This window comes from Colwellia sp. BRX10-9, assembly GCF_014077405.1.
Lineage (GTDB): Bacteria > Pseudomonadota > Gammaproteobacteria > Enterobacterales > Alteromonadaceae > Colwellia_A.
The window spans coordinates 17,670-33,855 of record NZ_JACGVV010000016.1; the positions used below are offsets into that span (position 1 = coordinate 17,670).

The following is a 16,186-nucleotide window of genomic DNA, read 5'->3' on the forward strand; positions in this document are numbered from 1 at the left end:
CTATTTTAGTTCCTTTAATATCACGACGATAACAAACTCCATCGGCTTTGGGTATTTTTATTGTTTGCTTAAGTCGCTATACTGCGTTTATCAACAACTAAAGAGTTTTTTCTGTGCGTTATCAATTATCTTTAATGTTATATCGACTTGTTTTTCTTTGCTTACTCCCGATCGTTTGGTTGTTACTTCAGTTTCGCTCAGTAAAACAAAAAGCTTATCGACAACGAATCAGCGAACGTTTGGGTTTTTTACCTCGAGAATTTAAAGCGGGTGGCATTATCGTTCATGCGGCGAGTGTCGGTGAAGTTATTGCTCTAAAGAGTTTTATCAGCCAACTGCTAGAAACAAAACCTCATCGTGTTGTCACTGTCACTACTTTTACTCCAACGGGTTCAGAGCAAGTTAAAAAATTGTTTGGGGAACGTGTTCAACATTGTTATTTACCCCTAGATAGTACCTTTTGTGTGGCAGCATTTTTAAATAAATTGAAACCACAGGCGATGGTTTTTATGGAAACTGAGTTGTGGCCAAACTTAATCGCGCAAAGTGCAGATCAAGGAATAAAATTGTTATTGATTAATGGCCGCTTATCACAAAAATCGATGAACAATTATCGCAAGCTAGCTTGGTTAATCACACCGACAATTAACCGTTTTGATAAAGTGTTATGTCAAAGCCAAGTGAACTATGAGCACTTTTTAGCCTTAGGTGCCGATGCTGCTCGCTGCAAGGTTTCTGGAAATGTGAAGTTTGACATCAGTGTTAATCAAACAATAAAAGATAAGCGGCAAGAGCTGGCTGAATTTGTGGTAACCGAACGATTAATCTGGGTTGTTGCTAGCACTCATAAAGGGGATGAAAGTCTTGCGTTAAATGCGTTTGCTGAATTACTAAAAAGCTTGCCACAATTACTACTCATTATTGTACCGCGCCATCCAGAGCGCTTTAATGATGTCGCATCATTATGTGTAGCGCAAGGTTATAATATTGCCCGTCGCAGCACTCAAGAAAAAGTAACTCGTGATAAACAAGTTTGGTTACTCGATAGTTTAGGGGAGCTGTTACCGACGTGTGCTTTAGCTAGCGTTGTAACTATGGGGGGCAGTTTTTCGGATATCGGTGGGCATAATCCCCTTGAACCTGCGCTATTTAAAAAACCGATTGTCGTTGGCCCTAATATGAGTAATTTTGTTGAGGTTATGCAGCAACTCGTTGCTGAAAAAGGCATTGTTCAGCTCACTGACCAAGACAGTGCGAAGATGACTGATGAACTAAGTAAAATCATTGCTGATATTTTGTTATCAGAAAAAACGCAGCAAACATTGGGAGAAAATGCTTACCGCGTGGTAACACAAAACCAAGGAGCTAGTGCCCGAAGTGTAAAACAATTATTGACGTTACTTTAGTTTAATTAAGTTGTGCTTCAAATGTTAAAAATACACTGCCCATTTGCTGGTCCGCCAAAGGAGAGTTTGGTGTGTCTTCTTTGTGCTCAGCAACTAATAAATATCGACCTGCAGCGTTCGGTGTGAAGGTAATTTCACCTTTTTCATTTGAGAGCAAAGTTAACGTTTGCGGGTTATTGCGGTAACGTGCGCCGTCGGCGGTAATTTCTACGGCAACATCTTTTTGTGCCTTACCATTAAATAAAAATTTGAAAGTCACTTTTTCATTTTCAGCAATATCTGATGGATGAGTAACCGGTAGCAATTCTAATAATTTACCTTCGGTTTTAAAGTTATCACTCGGTGCATTTAAAGTGACATAACTCTCTATTCTTGCATAACGATAAGTGGTTTTGATCGCTGTAGCTTCGGTTGGTAATTTGCCGGCTAGTTCTGTCTTATTAGCTGATAGTCTTTTATGCTCGCCGTCGATAGTATAAGAGGTGATAAAGCTAGCCTCACTGTTATTGGTGATTTTATAGGTCCCAGGATCTTTTAAGAAGTAATCAATGACACTTTTTCTATGGCCTTTATAGCTTGACGACGCTCTTGATGGCTTGCCATTAGGGGTAATAATTCTCACTAAATCTGCCCCCATAGCTTTATCAACATTAAAGGTTTCATTTGATGCAGTTATATCAACCATTATCCATTCGCCTTGTTCAGCAGACAAATTAAAGTGGCTTGGTAAAACCCAGCGAGAATGAGCGAAAGCTTGTGTACTAATGGCACAGGTTAAGGTGAACGCGATTATTTTTTTTAAAGTCATTTTATATTCCAAGTCTAGTGTTTACGTTTTTGAGTTAAGGGGATGAATACGTTTATTTCGGTAGCACAGTGAATTTTATTTCATCAGTTTCATGGCTTGCCGCTAAAGTAAATGTTGATTTTATGTTATTTAATACAAATGGTTGGCGCAAAATGGCTCGTCCACCGTTTTCTCTGACTACTTCAATAAATAAAGTATATTGTCCTTTTATTAGTGACTTTTTCTGATCATCTTCGGCCAAGAAAGTCAGAGGATATTTGCCTGCTGCGCGAGTCGCAGAAGTTATACCATCAACAAAGTCAGCATCTTTTTTACCGACCTTACGCCACCATCGTCGAATGTCCTTTAACCATTTCGTTTTTTCTCGCCAAAGTAATAAGGTACGTACTGGTTTTCCTTGTGAGTTTTCAATCCAGCTCGCAACATAGGGCGGATGATACTCGCCGAGTTGCTGCTTTAAAGTCAGTTCAAGCTCTAATTGTGCTGGCGCTGAGTTGCTCGGATTGGCAACGGCATTAAAATTTATCAAGCTTAATAAAATAAGTGATAACCCGATTTTGTTTATCTTCATATAAATTCCTTTTGTGCTCACTCAAGTAGAGAGCGTTGTTCATGCTAATTGATTTAAATCCACCAGATAGCGGTAGAAATCATGGCGACAGTCACGGTTAAACTTACCGTTAAGGTACGATTAAATCGTCTTTGTGGCATGGCTAAAATAAAGCCACTTAGGGCAAATAGGATGCAAAGTAAACTGGTTATATCAATAATCCACCCCCAAAAAACACTGGTATTTCTTCCCTTATGTAAATCGTTCATTAGCGCCCACCAACCGTAGTCAGTTTCTTCAAAAAACAACTCTCCACTGACTAAATCGAGGGTAATAGCGGTATTTTTTCCTGCCCGTTTTATACTGAAAAATAATTCGTCCTGGCTACTTTCGAGGATCGTGTTGTTTAACGATACCGACAATTTTTGCTCAATAGCTGTCGAAACATTAACAATTTGTAGTGGTGTTAACGGCGGATTTTTAATCATAGACAAATCAATCATTAATGCTCTTTCTACAATGTCAGCTTTGCTGTCACGAAACCATTCGGGATGATTGAGGGTAATGCCGGTTACTGAAAAAAAGAGCAGTAAGCTCAACAATGCCATCGACACATAGACATGAATCAGACGAGAAAAACTTAAGGTACTTTTATTTATTTGCATAGCAGGTGTCAGGGTCTTTAATTTATTAATGGGTAACAAATAACTATTTGTTACCCATTATTTTTAGTCAATTTAGAATGATATCTGTGCGGCTAATCGGTAGCTAATTCCGTCGCCTGCGGTAACGCTAGATATACCACCACCAGCAAGGTAATCAGTATCGAGCAAGTTTTGTATGTTGAAGCGGAAATCAACACCTTGGCCACTTATTGTGGTCTTATAGGTTGCTCCAACATCGATACGGGTATAAGCATCTTTGGATATAGTGTTATCGCTATCGGCAAAACGTTCACCTTGATAAAATGCACCCGCATTAAGAGCAAGTTGGTCCGTTAATTCATAACGAGACCAAATTGATGCTGACCACTCGGGAGCATCAACAGGGGTTTTTCCTTGATAATTTTCATCTTTGTCGTATTTTGCGGCTAAGTTCATTAACGATGCCATAACAAAGAGCTTATCGTTTATTGCGCCTTGTGCAGCAACTTCGAAACCTTTGTGACGCTGCTCACCTGCCTGTTCAGTTTGCGTATCAAAATTAGGATCGCCGTTGATTGTTTCAGTGATTAACTTGCCTGTTTTGGTAATATCAAAAATAGCGGTCGTTACTAATAAACGTTCATCAAATAATTGCCACTTAGAGCCGATTTCAAGTTGTTTAGATGTCATGGCCTCGAGCTTCATGCCGTGATTAATATCTCGATCGTTTTCGAGTGTTTCGCTGCTCTGGGGTTCAAACCCTTCTGAATAACTCGCGTAGAAAGTGGTTTGGGCATCAGGATGAAATAAAAGCCCAGCTTTAGGCAAGAACGACTCATTGTTCGCGCCTTCTTTACTTTGCTTGTCGTAACGTCCTCCGACCGATATTTGCCATTGATCATTTAAGGTGATTAAGTCTTGTAAATAAATGCCATAGTAATCATAGGCACTGGTGTAAAGTGAATCGTCAGTTGTGTAGCTGATATCAGGTCGTGCTGGCTCTTCTTGGTCGCTAGAGTAGTTAATTGACTCGCCATTTACTTTACGTTGTCCGTAGTAATAGTCTAAAGAATTAGCGCCAATTAATAATTGATGATCGAGACCGGCGAGGGTAAATTCTCCAGTAAAATCGATAAAAGCAGTTTTAAACTGCCAGTCATCAAAACGGTCGTAGGGATTAGAGGTATAGCTATCACCCTCTAAAAAAGTTGTGGGTTTTTTAGGAGACGATTCAAATCGTTGGCGTTTAAAGCTTTGTTCATTGTAGCCGAGTGCAAGTTGCCACTGATTATTTAATGCATAGTTGATATCAACACCGATGTTTTCAACGGTAATGTCAGTAAATGCCCAAGACATATCACGAATGGTTTTATCATGACCAATAACATCGCCTTTTTCATCTAACCAAGAACCTGTATCTAACCCTGCTTCATCGTCCGTTCGGTCATAATGAAGGCGTACCATGGCATCGTCTGAAATATCATAGTCAATGACTAACGCACCTAGAAAACGATCGCGCTGACGTTGTTCATTGTTTTGGTACTCATGCTGATATTTAGCATCTTGTTTAACCAGTACACCTCTGTAACGTAATGACTCATCATCAGTTAACGAGCCACCAGCATCTAACGATAATCGGCTTGAACCTTCTTGGTCAACATCAACACCTAGCGTAAATAATGTTTTAGCTGTTGGCTTTTTTGTCACCATATTCACTAATCCACCAGGCCCTGATTGACCATATAAAATACTTGAAGGACCTTTAATCACTTCGATATTTTCTAAGATTTCGATAGGTTGTTGGTAGTGTGACCAATGCTGGTGGCCATCTCTAAGGTAGCCATTGGAAGAACTTAGTTCAAAGCCGCGTAGATTGAATACTTCACGATTACGTTGTTTAGAGCCGGCAGTTAAACTTGCGTCATTGGTTAATACTTCGCCTAATGTTGTCGCTAGTTGTTCTGCTATTACCGAGTTGGGAATAACGGTGACCGACTGAGAAGTTTCTAATAAAGAAACATTGGTCCGCATTGCGCCATGTGCTTGGTCAACTTTATAGTTATTAAAATAACTACCTTTAACTTCAATAACTTCAACAGAGCTATTATTTGTAGCGCTTTCATTGGCACTTGATGAAAAAGGCGTTAAGCCAACGAAAATTGCTAAGCAGACAGGTGAATACTTCATTGTTATTCCTAAGAGAAAAATTGAGAGATAAATTTACTTGGTGCGAATACTAATGATAGTGATTATCATTTGCAACAAATAAATTTACTTTATTGTCTTTTTCCCGATAACTGTTATTCGGTTGTTGTTGCTTGTTAAGTTAAATGTGGCGCAAGGATCCCTGGTCTCGCTAAAATAATGCAAGACCTTGTTTTGAATTTATAGTTGATGTGAGGCAGTTTAACCGTCACTATTATTTAAGGAGAAACTCAGGGTAGTGTTCATCAAGAAGTAGGTGCAGTTTTTCTTTAACTTGGCTGAAAGTAATACCATTCATTAAATCACTACCTTTGGCGCGAATCCCCCAAGGTAGCTGTTCAATAGGTTGTCTATATTGTTCTTGGGCAGTATGTTGGTAGCAACTTACTACATAGTTTTGATATAAATATGGCCCGGTACGGCAAGGATTACTGTGCGCGTACAAGCCAATAACGGGTGTGCCAACAGTGACTGCCATGTGCGCTGGCCCAGTATCAGGAGCTATCACCAAATGAGCTATTTTAAGCACACCAAGTAGCTGTTTCAAATTGGTTTGGCCAACAAGGTTAACAAGGTTGCATTGGCTTAAACTGATAATCTCAGTGGCTAGTAATGTTTCTAATGTGGTCGGTCCGCCACAAATAACCACTTGAAAACCTAACGCTGTTAAATAATCGGCTATTTTTGCATAACCTTCGGCATGCCAATTTCTCTCAGCTTTACTTGCCGCGGGCGAAATAACCGCAATAGGTTTATCAGATGCTAACGATAGCCGCTCACTTGCCCAAAGTTCGTTTTCGTCACCAATTGGCATTTGCCAGCTAGGACTTTCGCTGGGAACACCGATAGCTTCTGCAAAACCAATAAAACCATCAAGTACATGTGGTTGATGTTGTGGCGCTATCTGATGATTAGTGAAAAGCCACTGGCCTTCTTTAGCTCGTTTACGGTCGAAACCTATTTTTATTTTTGCTTTAATACAGCAACTCGCTAAACTGGCACGCAAGGCTACTTGCATATGTAATAGCACATCAAATTTTTGATCGGCTAACTCAGCACGTAAATCCCGATAGCCTTTTAAGCCTGCTTTCTTATCAAATATGACAAATTTTACCTGTGGCAATCCTTGTAATAAGTTCGCCTCTACTTTGCCTATCACCCAAGTAATTTTTGTTTGAGGATAAAAACGTTGAATTTGTTGCACCATAGCTACGGCGTGACAAACGTCTCCGATAGCAGATAAGCGTAATAAACATAAATTTTTTGGCGCTGTTAATTGACCCAGCATAAAGGAATCACCACAATAGAGCATATAAAGTATTTGAATTGAGTCTATTATCTTGAAACAGTCAGCAATTGTAAAACCTTACCAAGAAAAAATTTACCAACAAGCTAATATTTATTGTTGCTATAACGCCAATGCAATCGATGACTTTTCTCCTGAAATGCTTAATAGTGATTTTTGGCATGAAAATAATGCCATTACCGGCAGTGCCCAAGGGCGTGGTACTACTTGGTTTGTTCAGTACGACTCTCCAGAAGTAAACACCATGGAAAAACAACAGTGGGTGTTACGTCATTATTTTCGTGGTGGTTTAATTGGCAAAATAATTAATGATAAATATTTTTTTACGGGACAAAATAGTACTCGAGCCGCCCAAGAATACCATTTATTGAATACGCTACAGGGGTTAGCACTGCCAGCGCCAAAGCCGGTTGCTTTTCGAGTGATTAAGCAGGGGCTTTTTTATCAAGCTGATTTGTTATCTTCTCGAATTGAACATGCTCAAGATTTAGTCGCGGTTTTATCAAAAGCACCCTTAGTCGAGCACATTTGGCGAGAAGTGGGCAAGGTGATCCGTCGTTTTCATGATGCTGGCATTTATCATCATGATTTAAATAGTCACAATATTCTGCTCGATGAAGAGAACAATGTTTGGTTGATTGATTTTGATCGCGGCGAACAACGAGCGGTTGCTCAATCATGGCAGCAAGCTAATATGGCAAGATTATTACGTTCTTTTGAAAAAGAAAAAGCAAAATTGCCAAACTTTAATTGGCAAAAATCAGACTGGCAACTTCTATTAGCAGGATACCTGCAGTCAAATGAGTGATTAACGGCATTAAAAATGCAAAATTTAATTGAATAATATTTTGATTTTCAACTGATCAGGCGGTTGGTGATTAAGCGATTTCAGCGACTTCCATACAACGTTTACGGTACATGGTACGCGCTTCTAAAAACTCAGGCATTGCAGATTCAGTGATATAAGGTTGAATAATCACTAATATTTTTAAGACGCCTTCATAAAAAACAGCATCAGTAATTTCAATGTTTTTATTTTGGGTTTGATAAAAGCTTAACCAGAAGGTGTTCACTAAACGCAAGATACTGACAATATCAGGTAAGTCTTCATCAGCAAACTTCATCATATGAGTACTACGTAATGACAACAGCATCTCACTGACACGGGTAGCTATTGATGATTGTACATCAACATATTTTTCATGTAATAAAGGGTTTTTTGCTAACAATACCGGCAGGTTACTGTAGAAAAATCTAAACTTCATCAGTGCTTGAAAAACAGCATCCATATATAAAATGATGGTATCGAGGGGCTTTACTTCGGGCGTTACAAAAGGGACTGTATCTAGTAATAGGTTACGTGCATATTCTTCGTAGATGGAAAGAATAATGTCTTCTTTATTGCGAAAATGATAATAGAGGTTACCCGGACTAATGCTTAAATGCGCTGCAATATGATTGGTTGTTACGTTGCGCTCGCCTTGTTCATTGAAAAGCTCAATGCTGGCTTGAATAATTTTATCACGGGTTTTCATGTCAGTTACTTCTGTTTTTATCATTGTATTATTTTCCATCATACTATCAAAATTGAACTGACGGAAAGGCTTTTCGAGTAAATACTTTAACAAATTCGTCTTTGTAAGTTTCCATTCACTAAAAATAGCCTTTACAATGTTTTTAAGTTTATAAAGAAGATACAACTAATGACGATAAAAGCGATTTACCCAGGAACCTTTGATCCGGTCACTAACGGCCACACAGATTTAATTGAACGTGCGAGTGCTTTGTTTTCTGAAGTTATTGTTGGTGTTGCTGCCAGCCCAAGTAAAAAGCCTCGTTTTGATTTAGCGCAGCGTGTTGCTATGATTGAAGAAGTGAGTCGACATCTGCCTAATATCACCGTGGTTGGTTTTAGTGGCTTGCTAGTCGATTTTGCTAAAAAAAATCAAGCCAAAGTACTGATCCGCGGCTTGCGCGCTGTGTCTGATTTTGATTATGAATTTCAATTAGCCAATATGAATAGACGTTTAGCCCCTGAACTCGAAAGTGTATTTTTGACACCATCAGAAGGAAATTCTTTTATCTCGTCAACCTTAGTAAAAGAAGTATCCTTGCATAATGGTGATGTGAGTCAATTTGTTCATCCTATTGTAAAAGCCGCACTCGACGATACTTAATCAGTTTGGCAGTTCGGACAGAACACCGAGCTGCGATTCGATTGTCTAACTTCTTCAAGAATCGTTTGGCAGCTATTACATTGCTTGCCTGCTCGACCGTAAACTAATAATTCTTGTGCAAAATATCCTGGGCGACCATCTGCTTGAGTAAAATCTTTTAAGGTTGTGCCGCCTTGGGCAATGGCTGCAGTTAATACTTGTTTGATAATATCGGTAAGCTGATCAAAACGTGCTGCAGAAATTGTTCCGGCTAAGGCCGTTGGTAAAATACCGGCTTTAAACAATGCTTCATTTGCGTAAATATTACCGACACCGACCACAACAGGGTTTGACATTAAAAAGGTTTTTATTGGTACTTTGCGATTCTGTGCCTTAGTAAATAAATAACCGTAAGTGAAGTCATCACTCAATGGCTCGGGTCCTAATTTACTTAATAAACCTCGCTCGTCAATATTGTCTTTAAACCATAATACCGCGCCAAAACGTCGAGGGTCATTCAAACGTAACGCTTTGCCGTGTGCGAAGACTAAATCAAAATGGTCATGCTTTGCGATAGGTGTATCGGCTTCAATAACTCTAATGGTTCCTGACATGCCTAAATGCAAAACTAAGGTGCCATGTGAAAACTTAATTAATAAATATTTTGAGCGGCGTTCAACAGCATGAACACTATGACCAATCATACTTTGTACTGTTTCAGGAATAGGCCAACGTAATTTTGCATTACGTACAACGACTTGCGAAACGGTTTGCTTTAAAATATGGGGACTAATGCCTTGTCGGCAAACTTCTACTTCAGGTAATTCGGGCATAGTAGCTCTATATCGGGTTTATGGTAAATTACAGTGTTAATGCTTGCATGCGATGAACAAAAGCATCGGCAAAGCGTGTTGCTGATTGTTCATCCATATTAAAATATAATGAAGGCTCAATTAGCTCAGCTTCCATAAGGGCAAAACCCTGCTCACAGCGTACAAAATCAACGCGAGCGTATAGTGGCATGCCTATTTGCGTTTTTATCGCTTTAAGGGCCTGCTCTGCATGCTTTGTTAAGCTTGCTTCGGGTGTTATTGACCTTAAACGACCGCCATGTTCTTCTTGAACGCGAAAATCATCGTCTTTTGGTGTTTTTAAAATGGCGTGACTGTAGTGGCCATTAAAATAAAACAGTGAAAACTCACCTTCATCAATAACATTTTTCATAAAGGGCTGAACTAAAAACTCACTGGCTGAAAACGCTTGGGCAAGTTGCGGATAAAATGTTTGATGATTTTCTTTTGTTAGCCAAAAAGTATTATCAGCATTTGCACTTATACGAGGCTTAATGACTAATTGATCAACATTTAATTCAGTAAAATATTGATCTAGCTGTTGCGGCGTTAAATTTTTCCGCCACAATGTTTTAACAATATTTACATCAAGGCTAACTAATTCACGTAAATATTTTTTATCAATATTCCACTCAACTGTTAGTAAACTATTTTCAAGGTGAGCACTAGATTGCTCAATATCAGTTAACACCTTTAAAAATTCAGCCGCATCGTCTTGGTAATCCCATGGCGAACGAATAATAACGGCAGCATAGTCGTTCCAATTAACACTTTTATCATGCCATGACACCATATGAATTTGCCAACCTAACGCGAGTAGTGGCTGTGCAAGTAAATGGTCGTAAGCCTCAAAATTTTCAAGGTTGTCCATGGTCAGTATCGCGCAGTCTTGTATTTTATGATGAGTCATCGACATGGTCTTCTTTATAGTTTTAGTGAAAGGGGAAGTTAACTGGCTAATATTTCATTGGGAATGAGCTGTGAAAATATTGCCAACGGAAAAGCTAACCATCTTTTTTGCTGAGGATTAAAGACCAGCAATTCATTATCAGTAATAAACAAATTAAGTAATTGAGCTTGCGCTTCACCGGCTAATTCAACCGTAACAACTAACGCCATTTGGTGGTCAAGCTCGGGTGGAACAGTAACTATGTCACCTGTTATCTCATGCCATGTGAGCATCATTTGCTCTAATGCTTGTCCTGATATTTTTGCTGGTGTTGCTCGCCAAGTGCGTCCGATGCGTTCTATCGCCACTTGCTGGTTAACCGCTAGCGATAGAATAACAGCATGTTTGGCAAATAAGGTCTGTTGTTTATTATCTTGTTGGTCAGTTGATGAATATAATTTTTTATTGGTCACGTTAATCACCAGAATAAAAATCATCACTGAAAAAATGATAACGTTGTTCCAACCAGTACGAGAGAGCTTCATAAAAGACTCATTATTAAATACGATAATAGTGATGATACTAAATTTTAGGCAATAAAAAACCCAGCAATTGCTGGGTTTTTAAAAACTTGAATTAAATTACTTAATTTTAGCTTCTTTGTACATTACGTGCTGACGGATGCGTGGATCAAATTTCTTGATCTCCATCTTTTCAGGCATAGTCTTTTTATTCTTATCAGTAGTATAAAAATGACCAGTACCGGCACTAGAAACTAAACGAATTTTATCGCGCATAATAATTTCCTCTAAAAGTAGTTGTTAAACTTTTCCGCCACGGGCACGGATGTCAGTTAATACTACATCAATACCTTTCTTATCGATAATACGCATTCCTTTCGGAGTTAAACGTAATTTAACGAAACGATTTTCACTCTCCACCCAAAAACGGTGAGATTGAAGGTTTGGTAAAAAACGACGACGAGTCGCGTTTCTTGCATGTGAACGGTTGTTTCCAACCATTGGCACTTTGCCTGTTACTTGGCAAACTTTAGACATTCTGAGTACTCCAAAAATTAATTCCAGGTCGAACTATTATTCCCCAAGACCGTCGCCTCGGGATCCTGAAAAAGGTGGCATATTATAGTGAAACTGAAAAATGAAAGCCACCTTTAATAAGAAAAAACTATATTAACTTAATATTGTATTACTTTACAATGGTTTATCTGTTTTTTGTGGCAGTATAATGCAAGGTTTGAGTGATAATTGCACAGATAAATATCAAATTGTTGTTAATTTATGCCTGAGTCGAGCAATTTTTTCAGTTTATTATGCTGTTCTTCGTCACAAAGTTCGTTAATTAAAATACGAATAATATGTGATTTGGCTAATTTAGTTTCTTTGGCGAGATCTTGTAATTGGATAATCGCTTGTTCACTGAGAGTGAAAGTGGCATGACGAAAGGGCTTATTTCCTTTCATATTCTTACTTGCCAATTGCTGTTTTGCAGCAAGAATGGCTTGTTCAATAGAGACATTTTTTGTGTTGTCGCTATTAACAATTTCAGGGTGCCCTAACGCGTAATTTTCTGCGTCAGCAATAAATTCGTCAACAGTAAATTCCCTTTTCTTTTTATTTCCTTGTGTGGTTTTCTTTAGGTCAGTTAAACTCATGTGAGTTGTCCGGTTTCATTGCTAATAATTCTTCAGCTATAGCAGTCATTTCTATTGCTGCTTTACCCTGAGGTTCTATTTCGAGTACTGAAGAGCCTTGTTCTTCGCTGTCATCATAAACATTACGACTAAAGGTTACCGCGTTTAATACGTTAATACCATATGAGCGGCAAACATCTTTTGCTTCTAATATTCGTTTACCTTGGTTGGGCAACGATGGGCATTGGGTGATAACAAAAGAGGCGAGCATTTTTGGGTTAACCATTTTACAGGTACTGAGCATATCTTCCATGTGCGGCACGGTTTTTAGATCTCGACGTTTAGGGCGCAGCGGAATAATAACATGGTCAGCAACCGACATTGCAGCACGAAGCGCTAAGTTATCTTGGCCACCACAGTCAACAATTACATAATCATAATGCTGTACTAAACTGAGTAAATCGTTACGAATTTTACCGTATAATTGAATACAGTTTATCGCGGGTAACGACGGATCAGAATTTCTTGCTTGTATCCAGTCAGAGGTTGTTCTTTGTGGATCACAGTCAACCATCAACACGATAGCTTTTTTATCTCGGGCAAAATAAACGGCTAAATTCTGTGCTAAACAGCTTTTACCACTACCCCCTTTTTCGCCACCTACTAAAATCATCATAATATAAAATGTCCTTACCTCTTGTTGTAACATTTGCTGTTGTAACATTCGCGTCGAGAATTAATTATAGTGCAACTATTTTATTTTGCATTTTCATTTTCTAAGCGTAGTGCTAATTCAAAATAACCATTCGGTTGCTTAATACAGCGGATCACTGTGCCATATAAATTTTGGCTATTGGGGTTGGCTACCTTAAAAACGACGGTCACTTTAGTTTGTAGTGGAATGACATGGTCGCAATCGAGCTTTAAGCCGCCACGCGAAAAGTCCAAACAAGTAATTTTTCGTTGCACGGTTTGTTGCTGGTCATTTACCCAACGTATATCAACTAACTCTTTTTCCATATCTAAGCGAAAAGATTGTCGTCGCTCGTCGTCGCTGCTCTGATTGGGTTTAGGTTCATTCATCTAAAGCTCCTTCTGTTATTTATTATTTATAATTCACCGTGTTCAGCAAACGAGTAACACTGATTACCGGCAACAATAATGTGATCGAGTACTTGTATATCAATTAAGCTTAGTGCCTGTTCTAGTCTTTTGGTAATTTGTTTATCCGCAATGCTCGCTTCGGCAATACCCGAAGGATGATTATGCGCTAAAATTACCGCGACGGCTTTTTGTTTTAACGCCTGCTCAACCACTATTCTCGGGTAGACAGCTGCCGCGTTAATGGTGCCAAAAAATAATCGTTCAAAGGTTAACACTTGATGCTGGCTGTCGAGAAACATTACCGCAAAGACTTCTCTGCTTTCACCACGTAATTCACTGATCAAGTAATCTCGTGTCACCTGTGAAGAGGTTAACGCAGTACCTTTTTGCAATTGCTCGCTAAGATAGCGCTTTGACATCTCCAAACAAGCTTGTAACTGTACATATTTCGCCACGCCTAAGCCATGATGTTGACAAAACTCCTGCTCAGTTGCGCGATAGATGGCGGCAATGCTGCCAAAACTTTTTAAAAGCTGCTGAGCTAGCTCAACTACATGGCATCCCTTTACTCCCGTGCGTAAAAATATAGCCAATAATTCCGCATCACTTAAACTGCTAGGTCCTTTGTGTAGTAGCTTTTCCCTGGGTTTTTCATTTTCTAACCAATCTTTTAACATCACCGCATCCTTGCAAAGCAAATTTGTAAATGGGCAAATTAATGGTATCTTATCGCCACTTATCGTTATTAAGACTAGCAGTTTATGCAAATTTTACAGGGTAAAAAAATAGTTCTGGGTATTACTGGCGGTATCGCTGCCTATAAAACGCCAGAATTAGTGCGTCGTTTAAAAGATAATGGCGCAGATGTTCGTGTAGTGATGACAACAGCGGCAAAAGCTTTTATCACTCCACTAACATTACAGGCCGTTTCTGCCAATGGCGTTTCAGACAGTTTGCTTGATAGCCAAGCAGAATTAGCTATGGGGCATATAGAATTAGCAAAATGGGCAGACTTTATCCTAATTGCACCAGCGACTGCCGACGCAATTGCTCGTATTACCTGCGGTATGGCGAATGATTTATTAACTACATTATGTTTGGCAACAAGTGCGCCAATTGCTATCGCTCCAGCGATGAATCAACAAATGTGGCATGCGGCAATTACTCAAGAAAATATTGCTAAACTTATTTCACGAAAAGTTGCCGTATTTGGTCCTGGCTCAGGAGCACAAGCTTGTGGTGATGTTGGTTTAGGGCGAATGTTAGATGTTGACCCTTTAGTCAGCCATGTCTGTCAATTTTTTCAACCAGCGTCGAAGATTGCTCAGGTAGATTTATCGGGCCAACGTTGGGTGATCACAGCAGGACCAACGCGTGAAGCTATAGACCCAGTGCGCTATATTTCGAATCATAGCTCAGGAAAAATGGGTTATGCCATAGCACAAGCAGCACAATTAGCGGGCGCAGAAGTCCAAATAATATCGGGTCCTGTCAGTATTGCCGTTCCCCATGGTTGTAAAAAAATAGCGGTGGAAAGTGCATTGCAAATGCACCAGCAAGCGCTTGAACTTGCCAAAAAAGCCGATGTTTTTGTTGCCTGTGCAGCGGTTGCTGATTATCGAGTCAGTGATGTAGCAACGCAAAAAATTAAAAAGTCAGCTGATGAAATGCAACTTATTTTAGTGAAAAATCCTGATATTGTTGCCGATGTTGCTGCTTTATCCGTAAAACCTTTTACCGTCGGTTTTGCGGCTGAAACACAAGATGTCGCACATTATGCGCTTGATAAATTAAAAAGAAAAAATCTTGATATGATTGCTGCCAACAATGTTGCGCTGTCAGGGCAAGGCTTTAATAGTGATGATAATGCCTTAACGGTTTTCTCCAATAAAAATAAAACGGAACTACCGTTAGCATCAAAAAAAATACTTGCCGAGCAATTAGTACAACTAATTTCGCAACATTATGTTGAAAAAAAATAAGAGAACGATTTATGACCGTAGCGCAAAAACCTAATCGCAAACAACAAATTTTAGAGTGTTTAGCAAAAATGCTAGAAACTTGTCCTGGCCAGAGAATAACGACCGCCAAACTTGCTGCTGAAGTGGGTGTATCAGAAGCTGCGCTTTATCGCCATTTTCCTTCTAAAGCGCGTATGTTCGAAGGTTTAATTGATTTTATTGAAGAATCAACGTTTTCACGGGTGAATTTAATCCTCAGTGATCACAAAGAAGCTTTGGTGCGTTGTCATCATATTTTGCATGTATTGTTGGTTTTTTCAGAGCGTAATCCTGGCATGTGTCGTATCTTGGCTGGTGATGCGTTAATGGGCGAAAATGAAAGATTACGAACACGTGTTAATCAGTATTTTGAAAAATTAGAAACGCAATTTAAACAAGTCTTACGTGAGCGAAAATTACGTGAAGGTAAGAGCTTTAGCATTTCAGAGCAAGCATTAGCAAATATCTTAGGCGCTTATGTTGAAGGAAAAATTAGCCAATATGTTCGTTCAGGTTTTACCAAGAAGCCTAGCGAAGATTTTAACGATCAATGGCAATTTTTAATGGCGGGTAAGTAAGTTTCGGGTAAAAATGCGACGACATAACCCTTAGCAAT

At 39.1% G+C, this 16,186-nt stretch carries 20 protein-coding genes; 5 read left to right on the plus strand and 15 right to left on the minus strand.

Annotated elements, in window-relative coordinates; genetic code table 11:
- The first annotated feature begins 113 nt into the window (after positions 1 to 113).
- Positions 114 to 1,406, plus strand: coding sequence for a lipid IV(A) 3-deoxy-D-manno-octulosonic acid transferase (waaA, locus tag H4J69_RS10905; protein WP_182244379.1), 1,293 nt, complete (start codon positions 114 to 116; stop codon positions 1,404 to 1,406).
- A gap of 1 nt (position 1,407) precedes the next feature.
- Here the strand turns inward: waaA and H4J69_RS10910 are convergent, their stop codons facing one another.
- The 5 genes from H4J69_RS10910 to H4J69_RS10930 all read right to left on the minus strand — a co-directional run bounded on the left by H4J69_RS10910 (position 1,408) and on the right by H4J69_RS10930 (position 6,901).
- The gene (locus H4J69_RS10910) at positions 1,408 to 2,214 is read right to left on the minus strand and encodes a DUF4198 domain-containing protein (protein WP_182230333.1); all 807 of its coding nucleotides are present in this window, start codon (positions 2,212 to 2,214) and stop codon (positions 1,408 to 1,410) included.
- Positions 2,215 to 2,266: 52 nt separating this feature from the next.
- Entirely contained in the window at positions 2,267 to 2,785 is a 519-nt protein-coding gene (locus H4J69_RS10915) for a DUF2271 domain-containing protein (RefSeq protein WP_182214554.1), read from the minus strand.
- A 53-nt stretch (positions 2,786 to 2,838) separates the two neighbouring features.
- The gene (locus H4J69_RS10920; protein WP_182244380.1) at positions 2,839 to 3,429 is read right to left on the minus strand and encodes a PepSY-associated TM helix domain-containing protein; all 591 of its coding nucleotides are present in this window, start codon (positions 3,427 to 3,429) and stop codon (positions 2,839 to 2,841) included.
- A 72-nt stretch (positions 3,430 to 3,501) separates the two neighbouring features.
- Positions 3,502 to 5,595 carry a TonB-dependent siderophore receptor gene (locus H4J69_RS10925; protein ID WP_182244381.1) on the minus strand — a complete coding sequence of 698 codons (2,094 nt, stop codon included), beginning with the start codon at positions 5,593 to 5,595 and terminating at the stop codon, positions 3,502 to 3,504.
- A 232-nt stretch (positions 5,596 to 5,827) separates the two neighbouring features.
- Positions 5,828 to 6,901 (minus strand): glycosyltransferase family 9 protein, encoded by a 1,074-nt coding sequence (locus H4J69_RS10930; protein ID WP_182244382.1) that lies wholly within the window; start codon positions 6,899 to 6,901, stop codon positions 5,828 to 5,830.
- A 52-nt stretch (positions 6,902 to 6,953) separates the two neighbouring features.
- Here H4J69_RS10930 and H4J69_RS10935 point away from each other — a divergent pair, with 52 nt between their 5' ends.
- Positions 6,954 to 7,727 (plus strand): 3-deoxy-D-manno-octulosonic acid kinase, encoded by a 774-nt coding sequence (locus H4J69_RS10935; RefSeq protein ID WP_220465224.1) that lies wholly within the window; start codon positions 6,954 to 6,956, stop codon positions 7,725 to 7,727.
- 70 nt (positions 7,728 to 7,797) lie between these two features.
- Here the strand turns inward: H4J69_RS10935 and H4J69_RS10940 are convergent, their stop codons facing one another.
- Positions 7,798 to 8,478, minus strand: a complete 681-nt coding sequence (locus tag H4J69_RS10940; RefSeq protein WP_231907340.1) for a TetR/AcrR family transcriptional regulator — start codon at positions 8,476 to 8,478, stop codon at positions 7,798 to 7,800.
- A 144-nt stretch (positions 8,479 to 8,622) separates the two neighbouring features.
- On the opposite strand from H4J69_RS10940, the gene coaD reads away from it, so the two are divergent.
- Complete coding sequence (gene coaD / locus H4J69_RS10945) at positions 8,623 to 9,096, plus strand: pantetheine-phosphate adenylyltransferase (RefSeq protein WP_070375412.1); 474 nt, start codon at positions 8,623 to 8,625, stop codon at positions 9,094 to 9,096.
- Here the strand turns inward: coaD and mutM are convergent.
- The 9 genes from mutM to radC all read right to left on the minus strand — a co-directional run bounded on the left by mutM (position 9,093) and on the right by radC (position 14,250).
- The gene (gene mutM / locus H4J69_RS10950) at positions 9,093 to 9,908 is read right to left on the minus strand and encodes a bifunctional DNA-formamidopyrimidine glycosylase/DNA-(apurinic or apyrimidinic site) lyase (protein ID WP_070375413.1); all 816 of its coding nucleotides are present in this window, start codon (positions 9,906 to 9,908) and stop codon (positions 9,093 to 9,095) included. The genes coaD and mutM overlap by 4 nt on opposite strands.
- A 28-nt stretch (positions 9,909 to 9,936) precedes the next feature.
- Positions 9,937 to 10,842, minus strand: coding sequence for a RimK family alpha-L-glutamate ligase (locus H4J69_RS10955; protein ID WP_259367745.1), 906 nt, complete (start codon positions 10,840 to 10,842; stop codon positions 9,937 to 9,939).
- A 32-nt stretch (positions 10,843 to 10,874) separates the two neighbouring features.
- Positions 10,875 to 11,360, minus strand: a complete 486-nt coding sequence (locus H4J69_RS10960) for a hypothetical protein (protein ID WP_182214549.1) — start codon at positions 11,358 to 11,360, stop codon at positions 10,875 to 10,877.
- 96 nt (positions 11,361 to 11,456) lie between these two features.
- On the minus strand, positions 11,457 to 11,612 hold the full coding sequence (gene rpmG / locus H4J69_RS10965; RefSeq protein ID WP_070375415.1) for a 50S ribosomal protein L33: 156 nt from the start codon (positions 11,610 to 11,612) through the stop codon (positions 11,457 to 11,459).
- Positions 11,613 to 11,636: 24 nt separating this feature from the next.
- The gene (gene rpmB, locus H4J69_RS10970) at positions 11,637 to 11,873 is read right to left on the minus strand and encodes a 50S ribosomal protein L28 (RefSeq protein WP_070375416.1); all 237 of its coding nucleotides are present in this window, start codon (positions 11,871 to 11,873) and stop codon (positions 11,637 to 11,639) included.
- Between the two features lie 233 nt (positions 11,874 to 12,106).
- Positions 12,107 to 12,487 (minus strand): hypothetical protein, encoded by a 381-nt coding sequence (locus H4J69_RS10975; RefSeq protein WP_070375417.1) that lies wholly within the window; start codon positions 12,485 to 12,487, stop codon positions 12,107 to 12,109.
- Positions 12,474 to 13,142, minus strand: a complete 669-nt coding sequence (locus tag H4J69_RS10980) for an AAA family ATPase (RefSeq protein WP_070375418.1) — start codon at positions 13,140 to 13,142, stop codon at positions 12,474 to 12,476. Before H4J69_RS10980 ends, H4J69_RS10975 begins: the two co-directional genes overlap by 14 nt.
- Before the next feature lie 80 nt (positions 13,143 to 13,222).
- Complete coding sequence (locus H4J69_RS10985; protein ID WP_182242136.1) at positions 13,223 to 13,549, minus strand: PilZ domain-containing protein; 327 nt, start codon at positions 13,547 to 13,549, stop codon at positions 13,223 to 13,225.
- A 26-nt stretch (positions 13,550 to 13,575) separates the two neighbouring features.
- Positions 13,576 to 14,250: a DNA repair protein RadC gene (gene radC / locus H4J69_RS10990; RefSeq protein ID WP_070375420.1), complete on the minus strand. Its 675-nt coding sequence runs from the start codon at positions 14,248 to 14,250 to the stop codon at positions 13,576 to 13,578.
- A gap of 81 nt (positions 14,251 to 14,331) precedes the next feature.
- Here radC and coaBC point away from each other — a divergent pair, with 81 nt between their 5' ends.
- Positions 14,332 to 15,552 carry a bifunctional phosphopantothenoylcysteine decarboxylase/phosphopantothenate--cysteine ligase CoaBC gene (coaBC, locus tag H4J69_RS10995; RefSeq protein ID WP_182230337.1) on the plus strand — a complete coding sequence of 407 codons (1,221 nt, stop codon included), beginning with the start codon at positions 14,332 to 14,334 and terminating at the stop codon, positions 15,550 to 15,552.
- 11 nt (positions 15,553 to 15,563) lie between these two features.
- Positions 15,564 to 16,148 carry a nucleoid occlusion factor SlmA gene (gene slmA, locus H4J69_RS11000; RefSeq protein WP_070375422.1) on the plus strand — a complete coding sequence of 195 codons (585 nt, stop codon included), beginning with the start codon at positions 15,564 to 15,566 and terminating at the stop codon, positions 16,146 to 16,148.
- The last annotated feature ends 38 nt before the right edge of the window (positions 16,149 to 16,186 follow it).